Below are 24,720 nucleotides of genomic sequence, written 5' to 3' on the forward strand. Positions count from 1 at the left end.
TTTCATCGCTGCAAACCATAACTTCAAATCGACGCTCACGGGCGATTTGGTCCATTCTCGATGCAATCATAACGACTTACAAATTTAGCTTCCGGTAAGGCTCGCATGCATAAGCATCGCCGCCGCCCCTTAAACCTACATCTTTCCAGTTATCGTAGCATCCAACCGCGACGCCGAACGATTATCGGGGCATCATGTCGGCGGCGAGCAGTTCCATGACGTTGACGCGGTGGCGGGCGGGACACACCGGCGGTTACTGGCACAGCTTGTTCGCCGCCCCACACCGGACGCCGATCGGGTTTCCGAATTCCGATTTGTTCGAAACCTGCACGGATTTGATCACCACGCATGTCTTAGCCGATTACCTTCCAGAGCACCCGAGCTGGCTCGCCAGTCTAAGGCTGACTTGCCTTAGCCGCTGGACACCATGAGCGCATCGAGAGTCGGTGGCGTGATGGTCCCGGTCACGTCGAGGCCACGAGCTTTCTGAAATTTGCGCAGGGCTGAGCGGAGTGCTGGCCCTACCACGCCATCCACCGCTCCAGAGTAGAGATCCTGCGCCATTAGCGCGATCTGGACACGTCGAACGATGGACGCGAAGCGCTTGGTTCTCCCTGAAAGTACAGGGAGCCCATCAGAGGGTGGCGCCGCTGCTCGAGCTTCCGTGGTAAAAAGCGGCTGTACCGACCGCGGCGGTGGTGGAGGTGCCGAGGGAGTGGGACTGGGGGCTACATACGGAGCCGAATAGGTAGGCGTGCTATCGTAGCTCGGACTATACCCTCCACCCGATGAGGAGCGATGACTAGTATGGCTATAGTGACCGCCGCCCCCGCTGCCTGACCGGTGGCTCGAATGACTTGAGTGGCTGCGATGTTGAGCGAGCGTGATGACGTGATCCTGGGAGAAGCGACGCAGAAGTGCGCCCCCTTGCGGATCATCAATCGCCCTCGTTGTAGCTTTCGAGAATGCCTGCGCCAGCGCGTCCTGATGGCCAGAAAATCCTGCGGCGAGCAGGCTAGACACTAAAAACTTCGTCCTTTTCATAGCGGCCTCACGCTCATGCTCGCCTCCTCGTCAGGATGCCATTCAAAGAACCCTGAGCATTTCGCCTGTTCCCTACAATTGTCGCAAGCAGGCGTGAACTTGCGTTTCCAATCGGAAATCGAAGCGATTGCCAAGTCGCGGTAGGCGGGAGGCACAGTGCAGCGAGGAAAGTTGAACAGCTGCGCTTGAACGCCATGTAGCAGCGCCTGGTCGAGCGCTGCCGCTATCGGGGCGAACCGCCGGCTGTGGTCGAAGAATAGGGCAGGCCACCTGTTTTTTGCGAAGCCTACATGCTCCAGCTGCATGATCGACCATGCTTCGACGAAGCGTAGCCTCGATGACACGTAGCTGGCGAGCACCGGAAGGGCATCGACGTTGTCGTTCATCACGACCGTTCTCAGTTCAATCCGCGCGCCGGCCATGGCGAGATGGGCAAGTCCACATTCGAGCTGTGCGAACGCCCCTTCCTTCCCAACTAACACGTCATGAAGAACGGGTTCCGCAGCGTAGATAGGGATACCCCAACTCACACGCCGGTACTCTGCTGATCCAAGCCGCTGCACGTCGGCCTCTGTAAAATGCTGCGCATTCGTAAGGACATGGAAGCTGAGATCGGGACGAATGGAAAGCGTCCTCTCCATCAAGGTCAGAAGCCTGTCCTTGTAAAGCGTAGGCTCACCTCCCGATACGCCGATGAGCATGCCTTCCGGCGCCAGCGTACATGCCTCCTCCAACAGATCGAAACGGTCGACATGCGTTTTCTTTGGTGGTTGCGAGCACATGACGCATAATTGGTCGCAGCGCTCGGTGACGAGCAGCGTATTTGTTGTTGATTCAGCTCGAAGCAGACGTTCGACGCGGTGGCGTGCCGGATCAACCAACACTACCTCCCCATCCAGTTGGTCGGGGGAAATACCTTCGATCGCGATCATGCCAAACGGACCGCTGAATACTCCTCCTGAGGAATCTCCCTCGATTAGAACGGCGTTGTTGCTGTCGAACGCACTCGCCGTGCTGCAAAGTCGCGTCACGTATGGCGTCTCTGCGTCGGCGGTTGCAAAGCGGATAAGCTCTATCACGCCAGACGCTCTCCGAAGGCCGAAGGCATGCCTGGGATCCGAAGCCATCGCGCCAGGGAATGCCGTACCGCCTCGTCGTCCGAATAAATCAGTTCAAAAGCGAAATCGAAGAGATGGAGGTGCCTGCGACAGAAGTCGGTGTCGCGCCTCGGCATGTCGGTTCTACCGTAGCGCGCAAGATCGTCCACCACATCGCGCCCGCAGAACGGCTGGAAGGCACAGCGCCGGCAGTCTGGGTCAAACTGGTTTGTTACACCTGTGTTGAGGAGATCGCGCGAAGGACCGTTCCATCCTTCCGTCACGCTGCCGATCGCCAAATTCACAACGCCCGAGCGTGCAAGCATGCGAGCCTCGTCCGTTGGGTACACGGTGCCATCGTAATCTACGACGATGTAATCGACCCCCATCGGATTGGGATTGCGCAAATCGACATGTCGCTCAAGTCCCGGCTGAAAGATGCGTCGAAGCGCTATGCTAAGATAAGTCTCTTCCAGCACACGGCCACGGTCCGACCAATTGCGCTCGATCATTCGCCAGACAAAGCGTTCGTAATAGCTACGCCAGCCGTCATCTTGTTCGCGCGAGGCAGAGTGTCGTTTCCGCGCGAAGCCTTGATAATTGATTGGCCGCAAAAAGATGCTGTCCAGCCCCAAGGTGACGTATGCGTCGATGAGACCGTCGATTTCAGGGGGCGACGTGGGATCGATCGTCGGAAGAGCGGAGACCTTGCGGGGCCCGTGACGGTCCGCCAGCATGCGCAGATTTGCAAAGAAGGCGTCCGTGATATCAGACTTGCCCGTGCGGTTGCGCGAGTGGGTGGCCGCATCTCCGTCAAGCGAAGTACTGATGAACACGTCCGGACGGTCCAGGATAGCTAGTATCTCGTCATCGATGTTTTGGAGGTTGGTGCATACCACGAATTCGACGTGTTCAAAACGCCCGCAGCGGTCCATGACCGCGCGGATCAAATCCGGCCTCAGTGTGGGCTCGCCGCCTTGAAACTCGATCTTTAGTCGCGGCGTATCGAGCTGATCAATCAATGTCAGAACCGCGGCGAGCGTTTCCTCACTCCAATCGAAGCCGGTGCGAGCCTCGGCGACGCGCGACACCTGACAGTAGCTGCATGACAGATTGCATCGAAGAGTCGGGACGAGGATGAGATAATCCAGTACTCCGACGGGCGCGATGCGATCTGCCACGCCGCGTACGTGCGCAGCCTTGGCAAGAACGTCATCGTCTTCGATGAGGAAGCCACCCGATCGCAGAAAGACACGGTCGCAATCGGATATCTGTTCATCGAACAGCCGTCCTAAAAATTTTGGCGATCCAAGAAAAAACCGTCCGGCGTCACTGACTGCGAGGGTGCCTTCGCGACCCACCGGTCGAAGGCGGAACGGCGAGAAGTTCAAGCGACGAGCGACGCAAGGACGCCGTCGCGGCCCGCCTTCGCTTCTGCTACTAGACGCTCGTTAAGTAGCATCACGCGCCAACAATGTTCCGCCTCCGCCTCGCTACGATCACTCGATATTCTGACCCGATCTCCATCACCGTGCGCCCGAAAGCTATCGGAAACCATCGACATGCGCTTCGCGGCTTCGACGGAGTACGGAGCATCGCGCATCGCCACCCTAACGAAAACTTCCAGCACCCCCACGCCGTCCCCCCGTTCAGCTACGTCCGAAAATGCTAAGCCGGGAATCGTTCAACAGCAACCTCTATTGTCTATCATAGATTTTAGATTGCCGATTGAATTGACATGACTAAGCTAACGGAAGAGTTAAAAGGGGGACGTCTTGGTCGAACGCAGGCCCGTCGGGATTTCAACTAATCGGACAGGCGCTACGCCTGCGCCCACGATTACCGGGAAAAAGTCAGGGAATAATGGCTGGCTGATCCTTGTGGCGGTGACTGGACTGGTGATTGCAGTTGCGAAATGCTCATCCTCGACTAGCGGCTCGGCCCCACCAGCGATGGTTGCCGAGGATGTCGGAAATGCCCAAGCGGCTTTAGTATCCGCAGTGTCAGCGCAAGCACCTTCGCCACCCGAACCTCTCAGTCTAACGGGCGTTCGTCGGGGCGCTTCCAAGGTATCCATCGCGGCGAAGGAAGAGCTCGCTGGCGAGATGATTTACAGCCAGAACTGCTACGACTTCGTTTCGCGATCCTTCAGCTGGCGTAAGCTCGACGAGTGCGGCGGTTTTGACACGGAAGCAAGCTTTACACTTGGGGACGGAGAGCCAGTCGGCGCAGAGAAGGAGGTGGCTTGGTTCGACACCGAAGCGGCGGCCGGACGGTATCTGAAGGCAGCCATCGCTGCCGGGCTGGATACCGATTCAGCAGACATGCGCCTCTCGGCGTTGCAGGGCAAAGTAAACGGAAGGCACGAGGTTAAGCCGGAGATCACCCCGCAGATTACCACGCCTACTGAAGAGCCAGTCGAGCAGTCCGACCCGGTCGGGGAAGAGGAAAACACGACGGCCGCGGCTTGATGCAAGGCGTCGTCTGCCAAGTTGATCCAGAGGCTCGGAGGTGTACGCCTAGCTTCCACTCCGGCTTCACGGTTCATCTAGAGACTGTTAAAATCTTATACCTTCCCAACTCAGGCACTCGTCAGGTGGCCTGCGGAATTTTAATTGGTAAATCCGTTGGGGCAGTACAGCAGGCCCCACAGTCCCCTGCTATAGCCGGTGGCGATCGTGTGCTCAGCTTGACAGGCGCACGGACGGCGGGCGACCAGCACCGCATGTATGTCACCAACTCCAAGGCAGGGCTGAGAGCCGCTCGCGCCGCGCTAGCGATGTTCGCGACCCTGCAGATTTCCACCTCGGCCTGCTCCGTCGAGACCGCACTACCGGTAGCCCGCAGCTGTGCCGGGTTCTACGCAGGCAATACCGCACCGGCACTGGTCAACCCCAAGCTCAAGGCTAGCACACGCGCCCTCTGCTTCCGTGCCTTTGCCGTCCTACACTCGGGCATCACTCGGACTCCGCTCTACGTGGCGGAGCACCTGACCCGTACGTCGATCGAAGCTGCGCGGGCGCTCGATACGCGTGACAACCGGTTCCATCCCGAAAAGCAATTACCACCGGCGGAACGTGGCGAGCTCAGCGACTACCGCGGTTCCGGCTTCGACCGTGGCCACATGGCACCTTCGGGCGACATGGGGGATCCACAGGACGATTATGAGAGCTTCAGCCTCGCGAACATCGTGCCGCAGAATGGCCCGCTTAATCGAAACGGCTGGGCAGATCTGGAAGGCTATGTCCGCGACCTGACGGCTAAGCTGGGTGACACCTATGTCGTGACCGGCCCAGCTTTCACCGGAGATGCTCTGCATCGCCTGAACGGGCATGTGCTGGCGCCAAGCCATGTTTGGAAAGCGATCTATGTGCCGGGTCAGGGTGCAGGTGCCTGGATCGCCAGTAACGATCCGACCGCAAAATGGGAGGTAGTATCGATCGCCACTCTTGCCACCCTTACCGGAATCGACCCTTTCCCCAAATTAGATGCTGCAGCCAAAGCGAAGGTACCGGCGTTTCCCGCTTTCGACTGACCCAAGACCACTTAAAGGAGCTCGCAGATGATCAAGCCATTCGCCGACAATGAAGCTGCCGCCTCGATTGGAGATCTCGCCATCGAAAATAGCACGACCAAGGTCGTCATTTCTGGCTCAGTCGAAATCAGTCGCGACCCTACCGGGCTTGAGCGGGCCCGCGCATTGAAGCAACTGGCCGACGACCTCGTGACCGAGCTTGAAACTGGAAAGCCACCTCAGCAGTTCGCGGCCACGCAGACCGCGTCGGTCGATCAGATCGCTAACCCGTTCGCCTAACTGACGGTCTACCGCCCAGAATCAGCAAGGAACCGCATGTACGACTATTTTAGCGCTTGGTGTAATCGCCAGCAGTGCTGCACCGCAGAGGCAGTTGCCTCCATCGGGATCCACGTCGGCCAGTGCAGCTCCGGTTGGCGGTTGTACAACTATTCGCAGCCCACTCCGTCATTGTCGCGGTCGAGCTTGCGGCTGTAGCCAGGCGCGCCTCGCATCACAGGTGCCGCGCCAGCTGCTCGAGCAGCCGAGCAGTTCGCATAATAAACACTGCCGCTCGACTTGGAGGACGTGGGACTAGCCGCCCGCTTCACCGACATGCGCCGGCGGCTTGCCGGCTTGGTCTGCGCATTCTCAGCAAAAGGGTTGTCAGTCGCTTGCGGGTTTGGAGCAGCGATAGGCGCAGCCGCCAGCAACATGGACAGAAGCAGCATTCAGATTCTCCCTATTTGTTCGGGTTAATCTGCCTCCCCTAAGGCACGCCGTCTAGCGTGAAGCGCCGTCCTTCAGGCCCAAGGGAAATTTTGCAGAATTGTGGTCCTTACGTAGCCCTCAGTTCCTACGCTCAGACCGTTCCCACAATCCGCGTTTTCGTCATCTCGTCAGGCAACTGCTCCCTGCAGACACCACCCCAACTCAAACGATCCCATGCAGGCCATAGAACGTCGAACTGAGGTGCGTTTGATTGCATATCGTCAGTACGAGTTGGTCGCGATCACTAGATGGTAGCGCGCATAACGGCGTTCGCCGGTGCGCGTCAGCGCGCCGAGTTCCACTAACTCGGCAAGATCGCGGGTCGTTGTTGCAGACGTGGCGTCGGTAATCGTCCGGTAATTATTGGCGCTCAAACCACCAGTGAAGCCGTCAGGTCCTTCCGCCATCATTCGGATCAGCGCCTTCTCCTGCCGCACGTTGATCTGGTCGCGCAAGCGGTCGAGCAGTCGCGTCTTGTTGATCAGGAACCGGATGCGATCAATCGTGCGCGCCTGCGCCGCTAGCACTACGTCGACAAACCAGCCCATCCAAGCATCGATCTGGTTCGTCTGGCTAGCGCGGTGCAATTCCGCATAATACGCCTTTTTCTGCCGATTTATGGTCGCGGCCAGTGCGGTCAGCGTCGGCGCCTCCACGCTTTGCGCCAGCGCCTTCTCCGCAATGGCGCGGCCCAGACGCCCGTTGCCATCTTCGAACGGGTGAATGGTTTCAAACCACAGGTGCGCGATCGCCGCACGCGTGATGGCTGACACGGGCAGGTTGCCACTGGGGGAGCTGTCATTGAACCAGGCAACGAACCGCGCCATCTCGGCGGGTACGCAATCGGACGGCGGTGCCTCGAAGTGGACGCGAGGTGCATGAAGCGTCCCGGACACGATCTGCATGGAATCTGCATGAGTGCGATATGCGCCCACTTCTGCTACATCTCGCCGGCCGTTCATAAGCATTGCGTGCCAATCGAATAGGGTCTGATCGGTAAGCGGCTCGGCATAGCGGCGGTAGAGGTCTGCCATCAGCTCGGCCGCTCCGGCTTCTGCCGGACTTGACCGGTGTTTATCAGTCGCAAAGCCAAGCTGGCGCGCGATGGAGGACTGGACGCTGACGCGATCGAGCAACTCGCCCTCAATTGCCGAGCTATCGATCGTCTCCTGCGAGATCAGCTCAATGACGAGCCCCTGACGTGTATCGCCGTCGAGATGATCCATCGATCCAACAACGACCCCGGCGCCCTTCAGGAAGCGCGCTTCGGCGTCGACCAGCCGCACCCGGTCGAAGGCAAATTCAGTCCAGTCCGCGAGCTGCCAGTTCCATTTCATGATCGATGAGGCGCCTTTCTATCGATCAATTTAAAGCGATAAAGTGGTTTATGGAAGTCCGGCATCGATCGTTGATAACCGTGCCGAAGATAGGTTCCAAAGCGCGTGGCTTCCAACAAGTCACTGCCCTGCCTGCCACGACCCAGAGGGCAAAATTTAGCTCCCTCGGCAGCCTCCCCGCAAGCGGCTGCACATTCACCGTCCTACGGTGCCACAGCTTGCCTACAAGACACCTAACCGCTCTACGCAACAAAACGTTGCAATCGGAGCCCCCTTACACCGTGGAGGAGATCACACCGCAGATCGGGTAAAGCCGTCGACGCTGCGCCGCAGTCTCCCGAAGTAGTGCAACTCTCTCGGCAAACGGGGGCGATCATCGACCCAGTAGATATAGCTTACGTGCGACGGCAAAGAGCAAGGGAGGCACGCTTTCATTCAATGATGACGAGGCTACTCGTAGAGATTTGGTGGCTCGCCGCGCCGGTTGTAAACAGTGCGGACGTAACCACCCCATTGATCGAGCAGGCCACGACACTCCACGCCCGATATGAAGGAACTGCCTTCAGCAGTAGTAAACTCGGGAAGGTAGAGACCCGTTATGCCCTTCTCCAACACTCCCTCAGCAAGAACACCTTCCTCCCTAAGTATCAGAATTGGCAGTCCAATTTGAAAAGCCATGGCAGGTTCAATTTGACAGTATGGGCTCGTGAACCACACTTCTTCATCACTTGCCTCCGATATATGCTCTAAATTCGCCCCCGAATATTTCGTAATGGTCGGCGCGTAAGTACGCCTAAAAGCTATCGAGACGAGGCCGCAGCAATGCGTCAAGATGCGCCGGATGCCTATCAGAGGCGCTCCGTAGTCATAGCTGCTCCCAGGTCCGAGCGTTAGCGGTTCAAAACCGCGCCTGCGAAGTTCGTCAAGAAACTGGTCGACGAACTCTTTCTGAGTGCTGAGATGTGGCGTGGGCCGACTGACGAAGACAGGTACTCTCATTCGCTCGCCTATTGTTCTAGCCTAGCGCTTCCGTCCAGCCTCATTACGGACGATCAAGGAATTCTAACGTAGAAATTGGCCTAAATGTGCTCACCGAGCGCCAGACGCGCGTATCCGCATCGGTAGTTTGTAATTAGAATGCCACGCAATCCAAGGGTGGCCGACGGCATAGCTGAAGGATGGAACTCGATTGCCCTGCTGGCTCACCTACCGTAAACCGTCAGCTTATCAACGGGAGACACGACTTGGCCAATCCGCGGGCGTTTATCAGCTTCGACTTCGATCACAACGAGACCTCGCGAATGCTGTTTGTCGGTCAATCAAAAAATTCTAAAACCCCGTTTAATATCGAAGATTGGTCGTCCAAGTCCGCGCTCCCGCAGACTCAGTGGGAAACCCAGATGCTGGCTAAAATTGGCAAGTGCAATATGCTAATAGTCCTAGTGGGAAAGACAATGGCAAGCGCAACTGGAGTAGCCAAAGAGATTGCCATGGCAGCTAAGAAAGATGTTCCAATCTTTGGTGTCTACGTTGATGGCGCGGTCACAACCAGTAACCTACCCACAGGACTAGCACGTAATCGGACGATTGCGTGGACCTGGGACGGAGTAGCTGCAGCGGTTACCCAAATGATGGGTGAGGGCAAGAACAAGTAGTCTATTTTGGTCTTACGATGCCTGTGCGTTTTTGCCCAGGCAGCGTGTTGTTTCATCAAGCAACAGGTTTATCCTAATAATATAGGGCCCGGCAGTCTTACAAGGCGGTTAGGATGGTGCGTAGTATCGACCCAACTTTGGCCGATGGTATGTCCTTTCATGCTTGCATTGGCAACTTCCTTGCGTTCGATAGCCCCGTGCCTTCCCCATGAAAATCTGCGTGGCGCGGAGGCATACTGCGCGACACGCCAATCTGGCCATTGTTGGTCGAGCGTTGAGAGGTCGATCGGTACGGGCGTCTGCGGTGGGCTCGGGAACTCACCACAGGACCCATCAACCGCCGTAGGTGTGTTAGTTTTGCGAAGGGTAGAAGGAAAACGACGTGAACGAGCAGGACGTGACGGAACGGCTGGAGGCCGCGCTCGAGGCCCTAGCGAGCATAGAGCACGAGCGCTGGGCGCACTGGCAGCACTATATGCACTCAAAGGCCGATCTGCGGGCCGACGGATCAATGGTAGTCCCGGCGGAACTCGTTTCGCAGTGGACGAGGCAGATCGACACCCCATACGACGAGCTCAGCCCGGATGAGCAGGAGAGCGACAGGGAGCAGGTCAGGCGCTATCTGCCGGCCGTAATCGCGGCATTGACCGGACGCTGAGCGTCGCCAACCCCTCGTCCTACTCCCCGCAACCCATTACGAAGCGAGTCGACTTGGTCTGCCCGGCAAACGTAGCCGTTATCGTGATTTCGCCAGAGCACGTGACGTCGTTCAACCAGAGTGTCTTGGTCTCTGTGCCACCGAAGGACGTCAGCACGGAGGGATGGACCCGGCGGCCGAGAAGCTTGCCGTTCGCACCGCGGGCGACGAGCTCCACCGGACTCTGAACACCCTTCTGGTTGTCTTCCGGCTTCCCGAACTTGCCCGAGCTGAGCACGACCGAGACCAACAGGTCATCGGCGGCCTCAACGGCGTCGCCCTCGCCAATGATGGTGTTGTGGAACACGAAGTCGCGCTTCCGGGAGAGGATGTCCTCAGACAGTCGCCCAGTCTCCTTATAAAACAGGCGGACCTCGATATCGCCTAGGACCACCCCGGACGGAGGCGCCGCCTGCGCGGTTAGGAGCAGCGCGCCGAGGCAGCCGAGCGACCTCACTCGCAACCTACCCCGTCGCCATCCCGGTCCAGATGTCTTCCGTAGCCGGCATCGCCGCGGACCAGGGCGGCGCTCGCGGCCCGAGCCGCCGCGCAGTTGCGGAACGGGCCTCCACCTGCGGACCGGGCGAGCAGGCCGAGCGGGGCTGGGCGGCCCGAGCCGGGAGTCGACCCCGGTTCAGACCTGTAGCAGTGGTAGCCCATGCCACCCTTGCGATCGTTATGGCATCCCTGCGTATTAATGCCGCCACCGTGCGCGTACGTGCGCGCCGCCGCGAAGCCGAGAAGGCTGGTGATCGCGGCAACCGCCACTAAATCGAAGAAACCCTGCATGCTTGCCCCCCGGCCGTGAATGGCTAACATGGCACCAAGTAGAACCGCGTCAACCACGACGTACCAGGCCGGTGGCTGCCGCCGAGCTAGAACTTCTCGGCCCGCGCCAACTCCCAGTAGAACCTGCCGAGCGGCGTCAGCATCACGGTCTCGGACGCTATGGCGGTGTCGAACATGTCCACCCCCGTCAAGCAGCGGAGGAGCTGCGCGACCTGCAATCGCTTGAAAGTCTTGAATAGCAAGACATGCTCCGGGATGGCGCTTGCATTGGTCCATTCGTAGGTGGGTGCCAACCGATGATCGTCATGCGGATCTGGGAAGAGCACGGGGAGCTGCCTGAGGATGTCGTCCGGCACGGCTGGATCGCAAAGACGGACGGGCTCGAGGGACGCGGCGTGCGACTTATAAATCGGGCGCTGATCCAGCGCGCCCAGAACCCCCTCAGCGTAGGCGTAGATCGACGCGGCCGAGACCCGACCGCGCACGTCCGCCGCCCCTCCCTCGAGCGCACCCAGCACCAGCCGCGTAAACGCCCCGTGGCTGCCAGCTTCCACAGCCTTCTGGCGGTGCCGCGCCGCTGCAAGGATCGTTACTCCCTCATTCAGGCGGGCGTCGTTGTCGAGGTTGCCGATCACCTCGTCATCGCTCCCGGCCGCACCCGCGTAGCAGCAATCCAGTATGATGAGCACGTTCCGCCGGCACTCACGGGCGAACGTGTTGGCACGATCGACGAGCTCCCTCATCGGGAAGCCCGGATCGTCGCGGTTGCTCCCGTGCATCATCAGGTGCCCGCCGAATGAGTTGGCGGCACCATGGCCCGAGAAATAGAACAGCACGTCGGCGTCGGGGTTGTCGAACAGCCTCTCCAACGCCCGCCGCAGGACCGCTGCCTCGATGGCGCCGTCCTTCTCGCTCGTGAGCAACTCGCATGTGTAGTTTCGGGAGAGGTCGTGGTTGCGAGAAAGGACGGGTTCGAGCGCCTCTGCGTCGGAAACGCAGCAGAAGAGCTGGGGCGCGGTGCAATAGCGGTCGATGCCCACGAGAAGCGCGCGGCGCATGATCAGACAGCCGCCGGTCGGATGCTAAGGGCAGGTGCCATTCCCTAGGTATCTCCGGCGTCGCCAATGTGGTCCCGGTGTTGCGGGACCGGTGGCGCGTTCGTCGCGATGTAGGTCCGCATTTCGCTCCAGCCGGGTTGCGCCAGCAGCGCGGGGTGCTCCGCAGCCATCTCCCGCATCACTGCGTCGATCGCCGCCGCGTTGGGCGTCTGTGGGGCCGTCGGGGCCTGCGGCACCGTGGCAACCATCGGCCCAGCCGCCCGCGGTCGCGGCGGCATCGCGGGCGCGCGGCCCGTCCGCGGCTCGTCGAGTAGCGCGTTCACGATGCGGCCCATCGCCGACTGCCGCTCGCTGACCACTTCAGAGTAACCGCTGCCCCCTCCGAACCGCTCCGCGATCAGCTCCAGCACGGACGTGTGGTCCAGCTGCTCGCTGAAGACCGCGCCCTCCCCCACGTGAGGGGAGACCAGCAGCGCCGGGACCCGTGGACCGAGCGTCCTGAACGTCACGTCGCCGACGGTGGTCTCAAGGTCCGGCGGCGGCACGTGGTCGAAGAAGCCCCCGTGCTCGTCATAGGTCACGATCATGAGCGTCCTTGCCCAGCGGTCCGGGTTGCTCGACACGATGTCGTAGATTTGCCGGACGAAGTCTTGGCCCTTCGAGATCGGAGTCGGAGGGTGGTCGTCGTTCGGGTTAGACATCGGGGCGTCGGCATACTCGGGCTCGATGAAGATGACCGAGGGCATGGGATCGACCGACTGCCAGTCGCGGCGGAAGCCCGAGAACCGGCGGAAGGGCCCCCTTCCCGTCGCGATCGAACCGACGATCTTCAGCGCCCACCGACGCATCATGATGAAGAAGGGGGTGAACCCGCCGGACACATACACCCGCCAAGGCACGCCCCGCTCCTCCAGCCAGTCGTATACGAGCTGCTGATCGGGCAGTCCGGTCACGTTGTCGACGACACGGCTCGTCCCCGACATCGCCATGAGCCGGTTGGCCTGCGTCCCGAGCGGAAGGGGCGTAAACCATCTGTCGCAGACGCAGAAGTTGCGCGCGAGGAAATCGAAGGTCGGCACGTCCTCCGCGACGTAGTGCCCCATTACGACACCGGGATCGGCTAGATGCTTGTGCGCCCGGATGTAGGTATCGACGAAGCCGCCCATGCGATCCTGGCCTGGGCCACGCGGGGCGGTGTCGATCTGGGCGCCAATCGCGTCGCGGCCGTGCGGCGGGTCCTCCTCGATCGGCTGCGATGCCCGGATCCTCCGGATCGGGTACTCGGCACCGCGGGCGAGGTTAGCCCAAGGCCACTGCCATCCCTTGTCGGACCTGAGACCGTCGACAGGGAGCCCACGCGCCGTCTCGTCCAGGCTGAGATAGCCCAGCATGTGGTCGAACGACCTGTTCTCAAGCATTACGTAGACGATCGTGTCGATGTCTTTGACCGCCATTTTGCCTCTCCGCTTCCGCCGCAGTGCCGCGTCGTCCCAATATGATTACCCGTTAAACATCGCAGCCTTCGCGATCCAGGCATATCGTCCCGCCAGCACAAGTGCGAGCCGACTAGAGCGGACGGGACGAAGCGTTCATCGGAAATCTAGCATCGCAATGTCGCTTTGCTTGGGGACTATGAGGCGGGCTTATCACGAGGCCTCACACTCTGCACTTTACCGTCGCTGACCGAACGGTGATCGAAAAGTTCGTCACTCCTTGAGCGAGGGTGCACACGATGGCTGGCAGCCGGGCGACCTTAAGGGTTGGGCGGCCAGCCCACCAAGTCGCCGACCATCAGGACACGTTCGATCGTCGCGCGAACGCGGTGATCGCCCGCAGCCGCGCAATCGACCGTCGAGCTACGTCGCGGCCGGCGAGATCGAAAACATTGACGTGCCGCCGAAAACGCTTTTTTCAGCGCGGGAAAATGATCGAGACCGACATGACATACCGCCCCGTTTGACCCTCAAGATCAGAGCTAAGGTTGGCCGCCAACGCCGCGTCATTGATTCAGAAGGCATCAGGTGATCGAACGGCCAGCCGGCATTGCTCTTCGTAGGCGGGTCCGATAGCCTCGCCGTGAACGCCACCTGCGTCATCGAGAGGAAACAGCAAGTGGCCAAAACACGCGTCTTTATCAGCTTCGACTACGACCATGACTCGTTTCTGAAGGAGGCCATTGTCGGGCAATCGAAGCTGGAAGACAGCCCCTTCGAGCTGGCCGACGGGTCGATTAAGGAACCCCTCGACGGCGACTGGAAAGCCAAGGCTAGCACGAAAATTCGGCCGGTCGACTGCTTCGTCGTGCTCTGCGGCGAACGAATGAACACGGCGGCCTGCGTCAGCGCCAAGCTCAAGATCGCGCAGGCCGAGGACAAGCCCTACTTCCTGCTCGCCGGCTACAGGGACAAGACGAACGTCAAGCCGACCGCTGCGCTTTCGACGGATAAGATGTACGACTGGACCTGGCCCAACCTGAAGACCCTCATCGGCGGCGCACGCTAGGATGAAGCGGGCGCTCGTCGTCGGCATCGACGCCTACCCGAAGCATCCTCTCACGGGGTGCGTGAACGACGCCGTGGCGATGGGCACGGTGCTCGAGACGCTCGGCAACGGCGACCCGAACTTCTCGGTAGTCACCCTCATCAGCCAGGACCAAGAGGTTACCGCCGAGGCGCTCCACGCGGCCGTCGCGAAGCTCTTCTCCAGCGACGCCGAGACGGTGCTGCTCTACTTCGCCGGGCACGGCATCATAAATCGCGACACCAACACCGGGCACATCGTGGCGCAGGACGGCCGCGCGGGCGGCTGGGGGATGTCGCTGGGCGACATCCTGGCGCACGCTAACAAGGCCTATCCGAACATCAAGTCGAGCGTCATCATATTAGACAGCTGCCACTCGGGCTACGCTGGCGAGGTGGCAGGGCTAGGCAACGAGGACGTGTCGCTTATCGGCACCGGCGTAACCATCCTCACCGCTAGCCATCGCGAGGGCGTGGCCGAGGAGGGGATCAAGCATGGCCTTTTCACCGAGATCATCCTCGACGGTCTACGTGGCGGGGCGGCCGACATCCTCGGCAACGTCACGCCCGCCGCCCTCTACTCGCTGGTGGACCAGACACTCGGGCCTTGGGGACAGCGACCCATCTACAAGGCGAACGTCCAGACCTTTGTGACGCTGCGGCAGGTCGCACCCAAGATCCCCAAGGAGTTCCTCCGCGAGCTGCCGACCCTCTTCCCGGACGAGACGTCGGAGCTCAAGCTGGACCCGTCGTTCGAACCGGCGCGCGACAACGTGCCGCTGGAGATAATGGACATACCGCCGGACGCCAGGAACGTCCGCATCTTCAAAGGGCTGCAGGCCTGCAATCGCAACGGTCTGGTCGTCCCCGTGGGGTGCGAGCATATGTACTACGCCGCCATCGAGTCACGCACCTGCCGGCTCACCGCCATCGGCGCGCACTACCGCAAGCTCGCCGAAACCAAGCGGCTCTGACAACCCGAGGAAAGAAGCCATGCGCAAGTACGTCATCTTGCGGAAGCAGTCCGCCACCCGAGGCGGGGAAAGGACCCGCAGCCTCGAGATCGCTGGCGCCGTGCCTGTTGGGCCGGTCTCCTACGAGCGGCTGACGGACCGCGACGCGGCATCGATAGCGGCGGAGCCGGACGTTGAGGCGGTCGCCCCAGCCATGGCCATCAGGCTCATCGAGCCGCTGGAGACTGCCGAGGCGGCAACGCACGAAACGTGGGGACTGGATGCCACCGGCGCTCGAAATTCGCACTTTACTGGCAACGGTGTCACGGTGGCGGTCCTCGACACCGGCATCGACGCCTCGCATCCGGCCTTCGCCGGCGTCGAGATCGAGGAACGGGACTTTAGCGGCGACGGCAACGGTGACCGCCAGGGCCATGGCACTCACTGCGCGGGAACCATTCTCGGACGGGACGTGGACGGCGTCCGCATCGGCGTCGCGCGTGGGGTGCGGCGCGCGCTGATCGGTAAGGTCCTAGGCGACGACGGCGGCGGCGACTCCGAAATGATCGTCGACGGCATCAACTGGGCGATTTCGCGCGGTGCGAACGTGATATCGATGTCGCTCGGCTTTGACTTTCCCGGGATGGTTGCGAGCTGGCTAGACGAAGACTGGCCTCGAGAACTCGCGGTCTCGAACGCGCTCGAAGCATACCGCGTCAACCTGCGCGCCTTTGACGCGGTGATGCACCTCACCAAGGCGAGGGGCGGGCTGGGTGGCGGCGCCCTAGTTGTGGCGGCATCGGGCAACGAAAGCCGCCGCGGCGAGCATCCCGATTGGCGGATCGCCGCATCCATTCCGGCAGCGGCCGACGACGTGATCTCGGTAGCGGCTGTCGGACCCACAGGCGATAGGCTAGGTGTTGCCAGCTTTTCGAACAGCATGGCGCTGGTCAGCGCGCCCGGGGTCGACATACTGTCGGCCCGGGTAGGTGGCGGCCTGCACCCGCTCAGCGGGACAAGCATGGCTTGCCCGCACGCCGCAGGCATCGCCGCCCTATGGTGGGAGGCCGTCCGCAAGGGCGGCCGGCCCCCCACGGCCTTGAACGTCCGCGCGGCGATCATAGAGAACGCGCGCCGGGAGCCGTTCGGCGACCAGTACGCAGAGGTCGACGTGGGCCAAGGCATCGTCGCCGCGCCCTAAGCGCGCCGCTCCCGCCGCCCGCAACCTAGGACCGGACAATTGGCCTCCGACCAGTACAGACGCGAACTCGCGCAACTCGTGAAGGACATCGGCAAAGTCCGGACCGACATCGGCAAGGAGGAGGAGAAGGCGCGTACGGCGCGTACGGCCGCAGCGCAGAAGCGCAGCTCCGCACAGCGTTCCTCCTCGCAGTCGACGAAGGAAAGCTACCTGAGGCAGGCGGATACCGAGGACAAGAAGGTAGCTGCCGCGGAGAGGGCCATCGGCACGCTGCAGGACAAGCTTTCCACGCTTATGACGCGGCAGGGCGGTAAGGAGCAGAGCCTGCGAACCGCCGAAAAGTCCGAGCAGGCAACGCGGGACCGCGCGGCCGAGGCCAAGCTCCGCAAGGAGGTTGCCGAACATGCGGCGCGCATCAAGGTCCAGGAGACTCGGCGGAAAAAGGAAAAGGCGCTGCAGGAAGCGCTCGACCGCGATGCGGCGAGGCGCCGGCGAACGGAGACGGAGCACGCACGTGAACTTGGCCGCCTCTCGAGCGGCACCGTCCACCACATGCACGTGCGCGAGCCGGAGCCCGAGAAGCTGCGGGTGCTATACCTAACGGCCAGCCCCGCCACTCCGAACCTCGACCCGCTGCGCGTCGACGCGGAGGTCAACAACGTCCTGAAGGCGCTGCGCGGCGCGCAACACCGGGACCTAGTCGACTTCCGACACCGCCCGGCCGCGACGGTCCAGGACCTGGTGGACGGTCTCAACGACCTGAGGCCGCACGTCGTCCACTTCTCCGGCCACGCCGGAGAAGGGCTGCTCTTCGACACGGCTGATCCGATAACGCCCGGAGACCAGCTAGTGGGCTACCAGCATGTCGCGAGCCTGTTGTCGGCTACCGACCAGCCGCCGACACTCGTCGTCCTCAATGCGTGCCACACCGCGAACGGGTTTGAGGACATGCTGCAGGTCGCCCCCGTCGTGATCGCAACGAACGACAGGATCGGCGACTCGAGCGCTCACATCTTCGCGGTCCAGTTCTACGGCGCTATCGCCGCGGCGCAGACGATCGGCGACGCCGTGCGGCAGGCCCGCGCAATGATGGAGATGGCCCTGCCGGACGAGCAAGATGCGCTCGTCGTCAGGGCGGCGGAGGGAGTCGATCCGGACGAGGTCAGATTGGTGCGGCCCCACTCCACTAGTTGACCGGCCGATCCAAGGCATCGGCCGCCGGCGTTTCAAACGTTGCGGTGCTGGTCGCGCGTCTTCCATAATTTACCGTATCATCAGTGATGTTAGTGTTGCTGTGACGGCCATTCGCCGACGCGACGAAGACATCCGCGGTCACCGCCTTGAAAAGTGCCGATGGGCGTTGCGGGCATCCCCATGGTGCTCAGGCCTCAGGAGGTCGAACGCGTCGCTGCCGGTCAGATGAACCTAAACGAGGGGCCGATTACTGCAGTTCGCGCTTCTAGGCAGACTGGCCGCATTCCTGAAGAGTTTCGGATGCCGGCAGGCGTACGAAAGTCTTGGAAGCCCGAACCCGCGGGCCGCAAGCGATGCGCTATGGGGTTTTCGGTTTCCGGCCGGTTTCGGTGGCCAGCGCCAGGGCGGATGTGGGCGCGGGCCTGGAAGCAGACTGTCCGGATTCAGGTGGGCATGATGAGTTCGCGAGCGCGGACAGTGCGGCTTTGCTCGATGTGGCGGCCCCTCTGATGGCGATCGGCGCAGGTGACATCGCATCCGCAAGCATGGGCACTGCGAGATAGATTGCTCTCTGGCCGTGCCGGGTCACGACGCCTGTATCCCGGACAGTGGCGCAGGAGCCGGTGGTGCGCGGGCCTGGCGCTGGAAGGTCTCGATGACAACCATGCGCCCGCCGCAACACGGGCATGGTGGCCGGATGTCATCCGCTTCGACCGATGCATCGGCCGCCGCGGGCGGCGCTACCTCGAGCAGTTCACGGGCGCGTTCGAGATGCGCCTTGCGGGTGGCACCGGCGAGCAGGCCGTAGTGGCGGATGCGGTGGAAGCCCTTGGGCAGGACATGGAGCAGGAAGCGGCGGATGAACTCGTCGGTGGTCACTGTCATGACCTGCTGCCGGTCGGCGCCATCCCGGCGATAATCTTTATAGCGGAAGGTGACGCCGGTCTGGTCGAAGCGCAGGAGCCAGCTGTTCGAGATCGTGACGCGGTGCGCGTAGCGAGACAGATAGGCGAGCACCGTCTCGGGGCCGGCAAACGGCGGCTTGGCATAGACGACCCAGCGCTTCTTCCTGACCGGGGACAAATGCCGCAGGAATGCACGCCGGTCGGCGAGGTGCACGAGGCTGCCATAGAAGGCGAGGCGCCCAGTTTCGTGCAACGACATCAGCCGGGTCAGGAACAGCCGGCGGAACAGCTTGCCGAGGACGCGCACCGGCAGCAGGAACGCCGGCCGTGCCGACACCCAGCGACTACCGTCGGGAGAAAGTCCGCCGCCTGGGACAATCATGTGGATGTGCGGATGGTGAGTCATTGCCGAACCCCAGGTATGGAGCACCGCGGTAATGCCGATGCGCGCACCCAGATGCTTCGGGTCGGCGGCGATGGTCGTCATCGTCTCTGACGCCGCCTGGAACAGCAGGCCGTAGACCGCCGCCTTGTTCTGCCACGCGACATCGGCAACCTCGGCGGGCAGCGTGAAGACGACATGGAAGTAGCCGACCGGCAGAAGGTCGGCCTCGCGCTCGGCGAGCCACGTGCGTGCCGCTGCGCCTTGGCATCGCGGGCAGTGCCGGTTCCGGCAGGAGTTGTAGGCAACCCGCCAGTGCCCGCAGTCGGTGCAGGCTTCGACGTGACCGCCCATGACGGCGGTGCGGCAGGTCTCTATCGCCGACATCACCTTGAGCTGGTCGAGGCTCAGGTGCCCTGCACGGGCGGCCCGGTACGCAGGACCCGCGGCGCGGAAGATGTCAGCGACCTCGTGTGAGGCGCGCATCCCAGCTCAACCGCTGGGCGCTCTCGCTTCCATGGCGGTCATCGCCAGCCTGTCGAACGGACTGGTCACGTTGCGCAGCACCCGTGTGGCGACCTGCGTGTAATAGGCGGTGGTTTCCAGCTTGGCGTGCCCCAGCAACGTCTGAATAATGCGAACGTCGATCCCGTCCTCAAGCAGGTGGGTGGCGAAACAGTGCCGCAACGTGTGCGGCCCGACCCGCTTGTCGATGCCCGCAGCTTGTCCCGCCTCGACCACTACCCGGTAGATCTGCCGCGTGCTGAGCGGCTTGAGATAGTGCTGACCGGGGAACAGCCAGCCGTCGACGTGCAACACGCCCTCCCGTCGACCAACCCTCCACCACTCCCGCAATAAAGCCAGTAGCCCGACCGGGAGCATGGCGTTGCGATACCGTCCGCCCTTGCCGCGCTCGACCCGCAGCAGCATGCGCTCGCTGTCGATGTCGCGCACCTTAAGGGCGGCGACTTCGGCCGCACGCAGGCCCGCGCCATAGGCGACCGACAGCGCCGCCTGGTGCTTGAGGCACGTGGTCGCACCCAGCAGCCGCGCAACCTCTTCCTGGCTCAGCACTACCGGCAGCTTGCGCACATGCCGCATGCGGACCAGCTTACGCGCCAGATCGGGCCGGTCGAGCGTCTGGGTAAAGAAGAACCGCAGCGCCGCCACGATGGCGTTCATGGTCGGCGCCGGCACACCCAGGTCAACTTGCTCGATCTGGAAGCGTCGTACATCTTCCGCCGTCGCGGTGTCCGGCGGGCGCCCGAGAAACGTTGCGAACCGACCGACGTCGCGAATGTAGTTGCGCTGCGTCTCGTAGCCGAAGCGGCGTATCTCCATCTCGTCGATGAGACGCTAGCGTAGCGGGCTGACGGCAACAACCGGGGTGAGGATGGTCATGGCAGGACTCCTTCTTGTGGAGTCCCGATGCTCTGCCTCCCTCCCGCAGCGTTCAACCGCCGCGCTACGCTCGTTGCCTCACCTCAACCGCGCCGCACGCGCCCCTCCCGCGCAGCGGGTTCGTGCTTCCACCAGTCTTACATAAAAGGCGAACCGTCTGCATTCTCACGTCAGCCCGTCTCCCATACCTCGTTCAAGATTCTCGCAGCGAGTGCGGCCTTATCCTGGGGGAGGAAGCGACCATAATGGAGCGCGACCATCTCCGGGGTATCCTGGATGGCGTAGCTGGCCTGCTCGAACGATCCTGTAGTCTTCAGGATGTGCGTGGCAAGAACATCACGGACGTTATGCGGTCCATGCGGCAGTAGCCCAGCGATGGCTCCGCGCTTCGTATAGGGATTATAGATGCCGTATCGCTGGATGATCAGTCGCCAGGCTTCGTAGAATGTCGCCGAGTCATAGGCTGCGTTGCGCGACGTACGCTTCACCGTCTTCACGAAAAACGTGCCGGGATCCTCTGCGCCGGCCAGCAGGACCGGTCGGTGCTGGGCGATATAGGCGTCGATATGGCGGTACAGACCGTCAAGATCTGGCAACAGGAGCCGGAAGGGCTGTCCGCCGAAGAACGACGAGTTTGCATTCTTGAACGCGTTTGACGGAATAAGGACTTCCCACTTCGTCTCGCGAACATTCCAGCGCAGCTCGCCACGCTTGAGCCCCTCAAGCTGGCGGTCGGATCGCGGCGTAGTGCTGCGCGGGCATAAAAGCAGTTGCCGCAGGTTCTTCTGGCGGACGCCCAGATGAAGCCCAAGTCGTAACATGAGCATGCCGCGCACGACCTCGGCGGCAGCCTTGGGATGGCGTTTCGCGTCCGGGATGCGAGCCGCAATTTCTGACGTGATCAGCCGATAGCTTGCCAGCGGTCGGTCCGTTTCGAGGATGGCCAGAATTGGCTCGAACGGGTCGCGATGCACGCGCGCGACCCGCTGGATTTCCTTGGCCCGGCGTAGACAGTGATCATGAACCTGGTCGCACATGCCGTCCCAGTCGTTCCGCGCACGAGCCACGTCATCGTCGCTCACCAAGCCATCAATCACGGGTAGGTCGAATGCAATCGCAGGGCGCTGCCGCAACCATCCGGTCTCTCGGCGCGTCAGCGCTAAGCCGAACGCCAGCATGTTGGCCTCCCAGTTCGTGTAGAAGCCGCGCTTTGCTTCGCGCCACGTGAGATACCAGTCCCATACGGACGGCAAGACGAGCAGGCCAACCGTGAGTCTATCGGACGGGACACCCAGGCCGCCAATCGGCGAAGCTGGGTTGGCAGCCATCGCGCCGAACAGCAGACCGAGATGCTCGACCTTCTGTGCAACCGTTTCATCACCCCACACGCCGGCCCGCTTGCTGCCGACCGCGCTAAGCGTCGAGGTCTTGAACCGTATCAAATCTGCGACTTCGCGGATCAAGCGGGGCGGCGCGCGCAGGCCAACCACCATCTCGTGCTGAGCCACATCGTCCCATGCGCCGCGGCCAACGCCCTCGAGCGGCGGAAAGCGCAGACCATAGCGATGTCTAAGCGCTTCGGCCTGATAGCGGCGATAATCGGTTGCCCCAGAGACGATAACGGTCCGGACCCAATCGATAATTTCGGCCCGCTCGGCCGCGGGGCGCTGATTGAGATCGTCGGGCAGGTGCCACGCCATGCGACGTCGCTCGGCATCAGTAACGTCCAACAAATTGTGCCCGCGCGGCGCTTTTGCTGCCGCAGCCAATTTGTCGCGGAAATAGCCGTTCGGCAGACGGTAGCGCCGCTCGATGCGTCCAAGGATCTGAAAGCTCTGTAGCGTCGCTGGCGTTTTGCGACCAAATTTCCAACTCCGGAATGTCTTGCGATCGAACGCCTCGTCTGGCGCGATGATGGCACGATGGAGATGGTGACAGGTGTCACCATGACGTTCGAGATGAAGGGCGAAGGCATTACTAAACGCCGGCGGGTCGTCCCATGTCAGCGCAAGAGGTTGCGGAAACTCGACAATCGCGCGCGGTTTCGGCCCTCTCCTCTTTTGAAGGGACAGCGTGTCGGGCTGGGTAGCAGGGGTCTGCGCGGGGTTACGTGGGTCCTCGGGTGGAATGACAAGGGGCAAAAAAGGTCTCCTGAGCAGGAATCTGCTCAGTCCGAGACGCCTCATGGTACGCTTTGCGCCATATTTTTGCGATCAGTTGCCCTGCCCATTTTACCCTACCTGCGTTGCCGTCGTCCATTCGCTCCCCCCTGCTGGACGTACACTCGAAACCAACGCCGAACGGCAGTCCCGTCTACGTTGGCATCGGAAAGCGCCCTCCCATCTGGTGGATCTGCCGATTCGCGATGAGCATATGCCCTCGGCGCTTCAAAGCGGTCGTTCCGTCATCCACCAGTTCCGCGGGAGCGCGCTTGATGAGCATTCATTTGGTCATGGACATTCGAGCCGAGCATGTGGCTCTCAGCTTCGCGCGAAAGAGAAGCGATGGAAAACGCTCGTACGAGCGCGGATGCGCGCCGCTAGGGCGCTCATCCGGGGTCGCCCCCGCAAGGGGTGCTCGCGGGCCGGTGAACGGCCCGCGCCCTGATGGAGAGACCGGTTCCCGGTCAGCTCTGGTCGTCGTCTTCAAACAGGACGGGCTGCGGCTTGCGCCGAGCATTGGGCTTGGCGCGCCGCACGTTGACGGACGCTGCGCTGATCATATTTTTGATATGAGCGGCATAGTGCTTCTGGATCATCTCGACGCTGGTGCGGCAGTTACGAGCGACGGCATACACATCGGCCCCCTCCATCAGCCGGAGACAGACATAGGTATGGCGCAGCGAATAGGCGGTCCGCGCCTTGCCATCGCGATCGAATTTGAGACCGGCCTTGTCGAGAATGCCGTTAAAGATTTTCACATGATTGCCGGGGAACACCTTGTCGGTTGGCCTGGGCAGTTCCGCCACGGGCGTCTCCGGCGCTTCCGTAATGCCGTCCAGCTCGCGACGCCTGCGCTGCCGGCGGGTTTCGCCATGAACCGGCTTCGGACGTCCTAACAGACGCTCATAGGGGCGAACCGCGTTTGGCATGCTCTTGCAGAAGCCAACGCCGCGCTTCCCCCGAACCTCGATCTCGAGAATACGCTGGCCGGTCTCGTCATCGACGACGATCTCGACATCGCGATGCTCGAGATTGGACGCCTCGTCCGGGCGCAGGCCGGTGTTCGCCATGAACAGCACATAGTCGTGCACCTGCTCGGCGTTCCAGCGATAATGCTCGTGGAAAGGCTCCTTCGCGTAGGCGCCGGTCGCCTTGTAGAGCTGCTTGTACTCGGCAGGGCTGAACCAGGGCCGATGCTCGATCTTACTGGAAGCGCGGTACGGACTGGATATGTCCGGTACGTGCGAAAGCCAGCCGTGACGGACCGCGGTATGCAACACCTGCCGCAGAGTCACGATCTCGTTGTGGATGGTCTTCCAGGCCGGCGCCTTGTCGGTCACCGGCCGATTGCTGAGCGAGTGAGGGTTGGCCACACCCCGCGACGACATGCGATTCACGCGGTACTCCTGCACCCTGCCCGCCGTAACTTCCGAGAGCCCCATCTCGCCGAAAAACGGCAGCAGATGAATGCGCAGGCGAATGGCGTGCCCCTGGGTCCAGCGCACGCTACGCTGACCCTCGGTGATCACCTCATACTCGCGGGTGAACTGGGCGGCGGCCTCCTTGAAGGTCTTCTCGCTTTTCAGGACGCCGGCGTGAAGCTTGCCACGCAGGCCGAGATACCAGTCCTCGGCGACCTGCTTGGCGAGCGCCAGACTATCCGTCCTGGTGCTCGAGCGGCGCTGCTTGTTGCCGACCGAGGCGGAGCAATGCCAGCTTCCGCCCTCGGCCCGCCTGTAGATCTGGACTTTCCCGCCGAGGATTTCCTGCCGCTGCATGACGACGCTACCGGTTCAAAGTGGACCAATGGGCGCAGTTTTTTACAATTGCCGGCAAAAGTCAAATTTGTGCTAGCGGCGTGCTAACGCAAAAAGCCCCCTTCTTGCGGAGGGGGTGCTTGGTAAGTGTTTGCGTTGTCTGGAATTTTGGTTGCGGGGACAGGATTTGAACCTGTGACCTTCAGGTTATGAGCCTGACGAGCTACCGGGCTGCTCCACCCCGCGACATTCGCGTTAGCGAAGGGGGTATAAGACGTTGTGAA

Annotated in this window: 23 protein-coding genes and 1 tRNA gene; 9 read left to right on the forward strand and 15 right to left on the reverse strand. The window is 61.7% G+C overall.

Going from position 1 to position 24,720, the window contains the following annotated elements:
• Nucleotides 1-411: 411 nt before the first annotated feature.
• From U1707_RS19085 to hxsB, 3 genes are read right to left on the reverse strand one after another with little or no spacing between them, the layout of a single operon-like run.
• The gene (locus U1707_RS19085; protein WP_443025733.1) at nt 412-1,044 is read right to left on the reverse strand and encodes a peptidoglycan-binding protein; all 633 of its coding nucleotides are present in this window, start codon (nt 1,042-1,044) and stop codon (nt 412-414) included.
• Nucleotides 1,041-2,123 (reverse strand): His-Xaa-Ser system radical SAM maturase HxsC, encoded by a 1,083-nt coding sequence (gene hxsC / locus U1707_RS18420; protein ID WP_332801517.1) that lies wholly within the window; start codon nt 2,121-2,123, stop codon nt 1,041-1,043. The genes U1707_RS19085 and hxsC overlap by 4 nt, the downstream gene beginning before the upstream one ends.
• Entirely contained in the window at nt 2,120-3,532 is a 1,413-nt protein-coding gene (hxsB, locus tag U1707_RS18425; protein WP_332801518.1) for a His-Xaa-Ser system radical SAM maturase HxsB, read from the reverse strand. The genes hxsC and hxsB overlap by 4 nt, the downstream gene beginning before the upstream one ends.
• 714 nt (nt 3,533-4,246) lie before the next feature.
• On the opposite strand from hxsB, the gene U1707_RS18430 reads away from it, so the two are divergent.
• The 3 genes from U1707_RS18430 to U1707_RS18440 all read left to right on the forward strand — a co-directional run bounded on the left by U1707_RS18430 (nt 4,247) and on the right by U1707_RS18440 (nt 5,955).
• The gene (locus U1707_RS18430) at nt 4,247-4,612 is read left to right on the forward strand and encodes a hypothetical protein (protein WP_332801519.1); all 366 of its coding nucleotides are present in this window, start codon (nt 4,247-4,249) and stop codon (nt 4,610-4,612) included.
• Nucleotides 4,613-4,866: 254 nt separating this feature from the next.
• A complete protein-coding gene (locus U1707_RS18435; RefSeq protein WP_332801520.1) occupies nt 4,867-5,676 on the forward strand; it encodes a DNA/RNA non-specific endonuclease in 810 nt (269 codons plus the stop codon).
• Between the two features lie 27 nt (nt 5,677-5,703).
• On the forward strand, nt 5,704-5,955 hold the full coding sequence (locus U1707_RS18440; RefSeq protein ID WP_332801521.1) for a M48 family metallopeptidase: 252 nt from the start codon (nt 5,704-5,706) through the stop codon (nt 5,953-5,955).
• A 149-nt stretch (nt 5,956-6,104) separates the two neighbouring features.
• Here the strand turns inward: U1707_RS18440 and U1707_RS18445 are convergent, their stop codons facing one another.
• The 3 genes from U1707_RS18445 to U1707_RS18455 form a co-directional block, all read right to left on the reverse strand.
• Nucleotides 6,105-6,386: an excalibur calcium-binding domain-containing protein gene (locus U1707_RS18445; protein WP_332801522.1), complete on the reverse strand. Its 282-nt coding sequence runs from the start codon at nt 6,384-6,386 to the stop codon at nt 6,105-6,107.
• A 261-nt stretch (nt 6,387-6,647) separates the two neighbouring features.
• Nucleotides 6,648-7,763: a Fic family protein gene (locus U1707_RS18450; RefSeq protein WP_332801523.1), complete on the reverse strand. Its 1,116-nt coding sequence runs from the start codon at nt 7,761-7,763 to the stop codon at nt 6,648-6,650.
• A 450-nt stretch (nt 7,764-8,213) separates the two neighbouring features.
• Entirely contained in the window at nt 8,214-8,762 is a 549-nt protein-coding gene (locus tag U1707_RS18455) for a hypothetical protein (protein WP_332801524.1), read from the reverse strand.
• Nucleotides 8,763-9,007: 245 nt separating this feature from the next.
• Here U1707_RS18455 and U1707_RS18460 point away from each other — a divergent pair, with 245 nt between their 5' ends.
• Together U1707_RS18460 and U1707_RS18465 are read left to right on the forward strand one after the other, a co-directional pair.
• A complete protein-coding gene (locus U1707_RS18460; RefSeq protein ID WP_332801525.1) occupies nt 9,008-9,418 on the forward strand; it encodes a TIR domain-containing protein in 411 nt (136 codons plus the stop codon).
• Between the two features lie 382 nt (nt 9,419-9,800).
• Nucleotides 9,801-10,076, forward strand: coding sequence for a hypothetical protein (locus U1707_RS18465; RefSeq protein ID WP_332801526.1), 276 nt, complete (start codon nt 9,801-9,803; stop codon nt 10,074-10,076).
• A gap of 19 nt (nt 10,077-10,095) precedes the next feature.
• On the opposite strand, the gene U1707_RS18470 is transcribed toward U1707_RS18465, so the two are convergent.
• The 4 genes from U1707_RS18470 to U1707_RS18485 all read right to left on the reverse strand — a co-directional run bounded on the left by U1707_RS18470 (nt 10,096) and on the right by U1707_RS18485 (nt 13,416).
• A complete protein-coding gene (locus U1707_RS18470; protein ID WP_332801527.1) occupies nt 10,096-10,572 on the reverse strand; it encodes a hypothetical protein in 477 nt (158 codons plus the stop codon).
• Nucleotides 10,569-10,904 (reverse strand): excalibur calcium-binding domain-containing protein, encoded by a 336-nt coding sequence (locus U1707_RS18475; RefSeq protein ID WP_332801528.1) that lies wholly within the window; start codon nt 10,902-10,904, stop codon nt 10,569-10,571. Before U1707_RS18475 ends, U1707_RS18470 begins: the two co-directional genes overlap by 4 nt.
• 86 nt (nt 10,905-10,990) lie before the next feature.
• A complete protein-coding gene (locus tag U1707_RS18480) occupies nt 10,991-11,962 on the reverse strand; it encodes a caspase family protein (protein ID WP_332801529.1) in 972 nt (323 codons plus the stop codon).
• Nucleotides 11,963-12,006: 44 nt separating this feature from the next.
• Entirely contained in the window at nt 12,007-13,416 is a 1,410-nt protein-coding gene (locus tag U1707_RS18485; RefSeq protein WP_332801530.1) for an alkaline phosphatase family protein, read from the reverse strand.
• Nucleotides 13,417-14,074: 658 nt separating this feature from the next.
• On the opposite strand from U1707_RS18485, the gene U1707_RS18490 reads away from it, so the two are divergent.
• From U1707_RS18490 to U1707_RS18505, 4 genes are read left to right on the forward strand one after another with little or no spacing between them, the layout of a single operon-like run.
• On the forward strand, nt 14,075-14,464 hold the full coding sequence (locus U1707_RS18490; RefSeq protein WP_332801531.1) for a hypothetical protein: 390 nt from the start codon (nt 14,075-14,077) through the stop codon (nt 14,462-14,464).
• A 1-nt stretch (nt 14,465) separates the two neighbouring features.
• The gene (locus tag U1707_RS18495) at nt 14,466-15,455 is read left to right on the forward strand and encodes a caspase family protein (RefSeq protein WP_332801532.1); all 990 of its coding nucleotides are present in this window, start codon (nt 14,466-14,468) and stop codon (nt 15,453-15,455) included.
• Nucleotides 15,456-15,474: 19 nt separating this feature from the next.
• Nucleotides 15,475-16,635 carry a S8 family peptidase gene (locus U1707_RS18500; RefSeq protein WP_332801533.1) on the forward strand — a complete coding sequence of 387 codons (1,161 nt, stop codon included), beginning with the start codon at nt 15,475-15,477 and terminating at the stop codon, nt 16,633-16,635.
• A gap of 39 nt (nt 16,636-16,674) precedes the next feature.
• Nucleotides 16,675-17,829: a CHAT domain-containing protein gene (locus U1707_RS18505; RefSeq protein WP_332801534.1), complete on the forward strand. Its 1,155-nt coding sequence runs from the start codon at nt 16,675-16,677 to the stop codon at nt 17,827-17,829.
• Between the two features lie 585 nt (nt 17,830-18,414).
• Here U1707_RS18505 and U1707_RS18510 read toward each other — a convergent pair.
• From U1707_RS18510 to U1707_RS18530, 5 genes are all read right to left on the reverse strand, one after another.
• The gene (locus U1707_RS18510) at nt 18,415-19,602 is read right to left on the reverse strand and encodes an IS91 family transposase (protein ID WP_332801535.1); all 1,188 of its coding nucleotides are present in this window, start codon (nt 19,600-19,602) and stop codon (nt 18,415-18,417) included.
• 6 nt (nt 19,603-19,608) lie between these two features.
• A complete protein-coding gene (locus U1707_RS18515; RefSeq protein WP_332801536.1) occupies nt 19,609-20,457 on the reverse strand; it encodes a tyrosine-type recombinase/integrase in 849 nt (282 codons plus the stop codon).
• 230 nt (nt 20,458-20,687) lie between these two features.
• The gene (locus U1707_RS18520; protein WP_332801537.1) at nt 20,688-22,658 is read right to left on the reverse strand and encodes a hypothetical protein; all 1,971 of its coding nucleotides are present in this window, start codon (nt 22,656-22,658) and stop codon (nt 20,688-20,690) included.
• Between the two features lie 485 nt (nt 22,659-23,143).
• Nucleotides 23,144-24,457 (reverse strand): tyrosine-type recombinase/integrase, encoded by a 1,314-nt coding sequence (locus U1707_RS18525; RefSeq protein WP_332801538.1) that lies wholly within the window; start codon nt 24,455-24,457, stop codon nt 23,144-23,146.
• Between the two features lie 148 nt (nt 24,458-24,605).
• Nucleotides 24,606-24,682 (reverse strand) — tRNA-Met (locus tag U1707_RS18530).
• Between the last annotated feature and the right edge of the window lie 38 nt (nt 24,683-24,720).

The sequence above is a fragment of the Sphingomonas sandaracina genome (assembly GCF_036663695.1).
Lineage (GTDB): Bacteria > Pseudomonadota > Alphaproteobacteria > Sphingomonadales > Sphingomonadaceae > Sphingomonas.

Coding starts and splice junctions, on each gene's coding strand:
- U1707_RS19085 (WP_443025733.1), bottom strand. CDS start 1,044: ATGAAAAGGACGAAGTTTTTAGTGTCTAGCCTGCTCGCCGCAGGATTT.
- U1707_RS18430 (WP_332801519.1), top strand. CDS start 4,247: ATGATTTACAGCCAGAACTGCTACGACTTCGTTTCGCGATCCTTCAGC.
- U1707_RS18435 (WP_332801520.1), top strand. CDS start 4,867: ATGTATGTCACCAACTCCAAGGCAGGGCTGAGAGCCGCTCGCGCCGCG.
- U1707_RS18440 (WP_332801521.1), top strand. CDS start 5,704: ATGATCAAGCCATTCGCCGACAATGAAGCTGCCGCCTCGATTGGAGAT.
- U1707_RS18445 (WP_332801522.1), bottom strand. CDS start 6,386: ATGCTGCTTCTGTCCATGTTGCTGGCGGCTGCGCCTATCGCTGCTCCA.
- U1707_RS18450 (WP_332801523.1), bottom strand. CDS start 7,763: ATGAAATGGAACTGGCAGCTCGCGGACTGGACTGAATTTGCCTTCGAC.
- U1707_RS18455 (WP_332801524.1), bottom strand. CDS start 8,762: ATGAGAGTACCTGTCTTCGTCAGTCGGCCCACGCCACATCTCAGCACT.
- U1707_RS18475 (WP_332801528.1), bottom strand. CDS start 10,904: ATGCAGGGTTTCTTCGATTTAGTGGCGGTTGCCGCGATCACCAGCCTT.
- U1707_RS18480 (WP_332801529.1), bottom strand. CDS start 11,962: ATGCGCCGCGCGCTTCTCGTGGGCATCGACCGCTATTGCACCGCGCCC.
- U1707_RS18485 (WP_332801530.1), bottom strand. CDS start 13,416: ATGGCGGTCAAAGACATCGACACGATCGTCTACGTAATGCTTGAGAAC.
- U1707_RS18495 (WP_332801532.1), top strand. CDS start 14,466: ATGAAGCGGGCGCTCGTCGTCGGCATCGACGCCTACCCGAAGCATCCT.
- U1707_RS18500 (WP_332801533.1), top strand. CDS start 15,475: ATGCGCAAGTACGTCATCTTGCGGAAGCAGTCCGCCACCCGAGGCGGG.
- U1707_RS18510 (WP_332801535.1), bottom strand. CDS start 19,602: ATGCGCGCCTCACACGAGGTCGCTGACATCTTCCGCGCCGCGGGTCCT.
- U1707_RS18515 (WP_332801536.1), bottom strand. CDS start 20,457: ATGGAGATACGCCGCTTCGGCTACGAGACGCAGCGCAACTACATTCGC.
- U1707_RS18525 (WP_332801538.1), bottom strand. CDS start 24,457: ATGCAGCGGCAGGAAATCCTCGGCGGGAAAGTCCAGATCTACAGGCGG.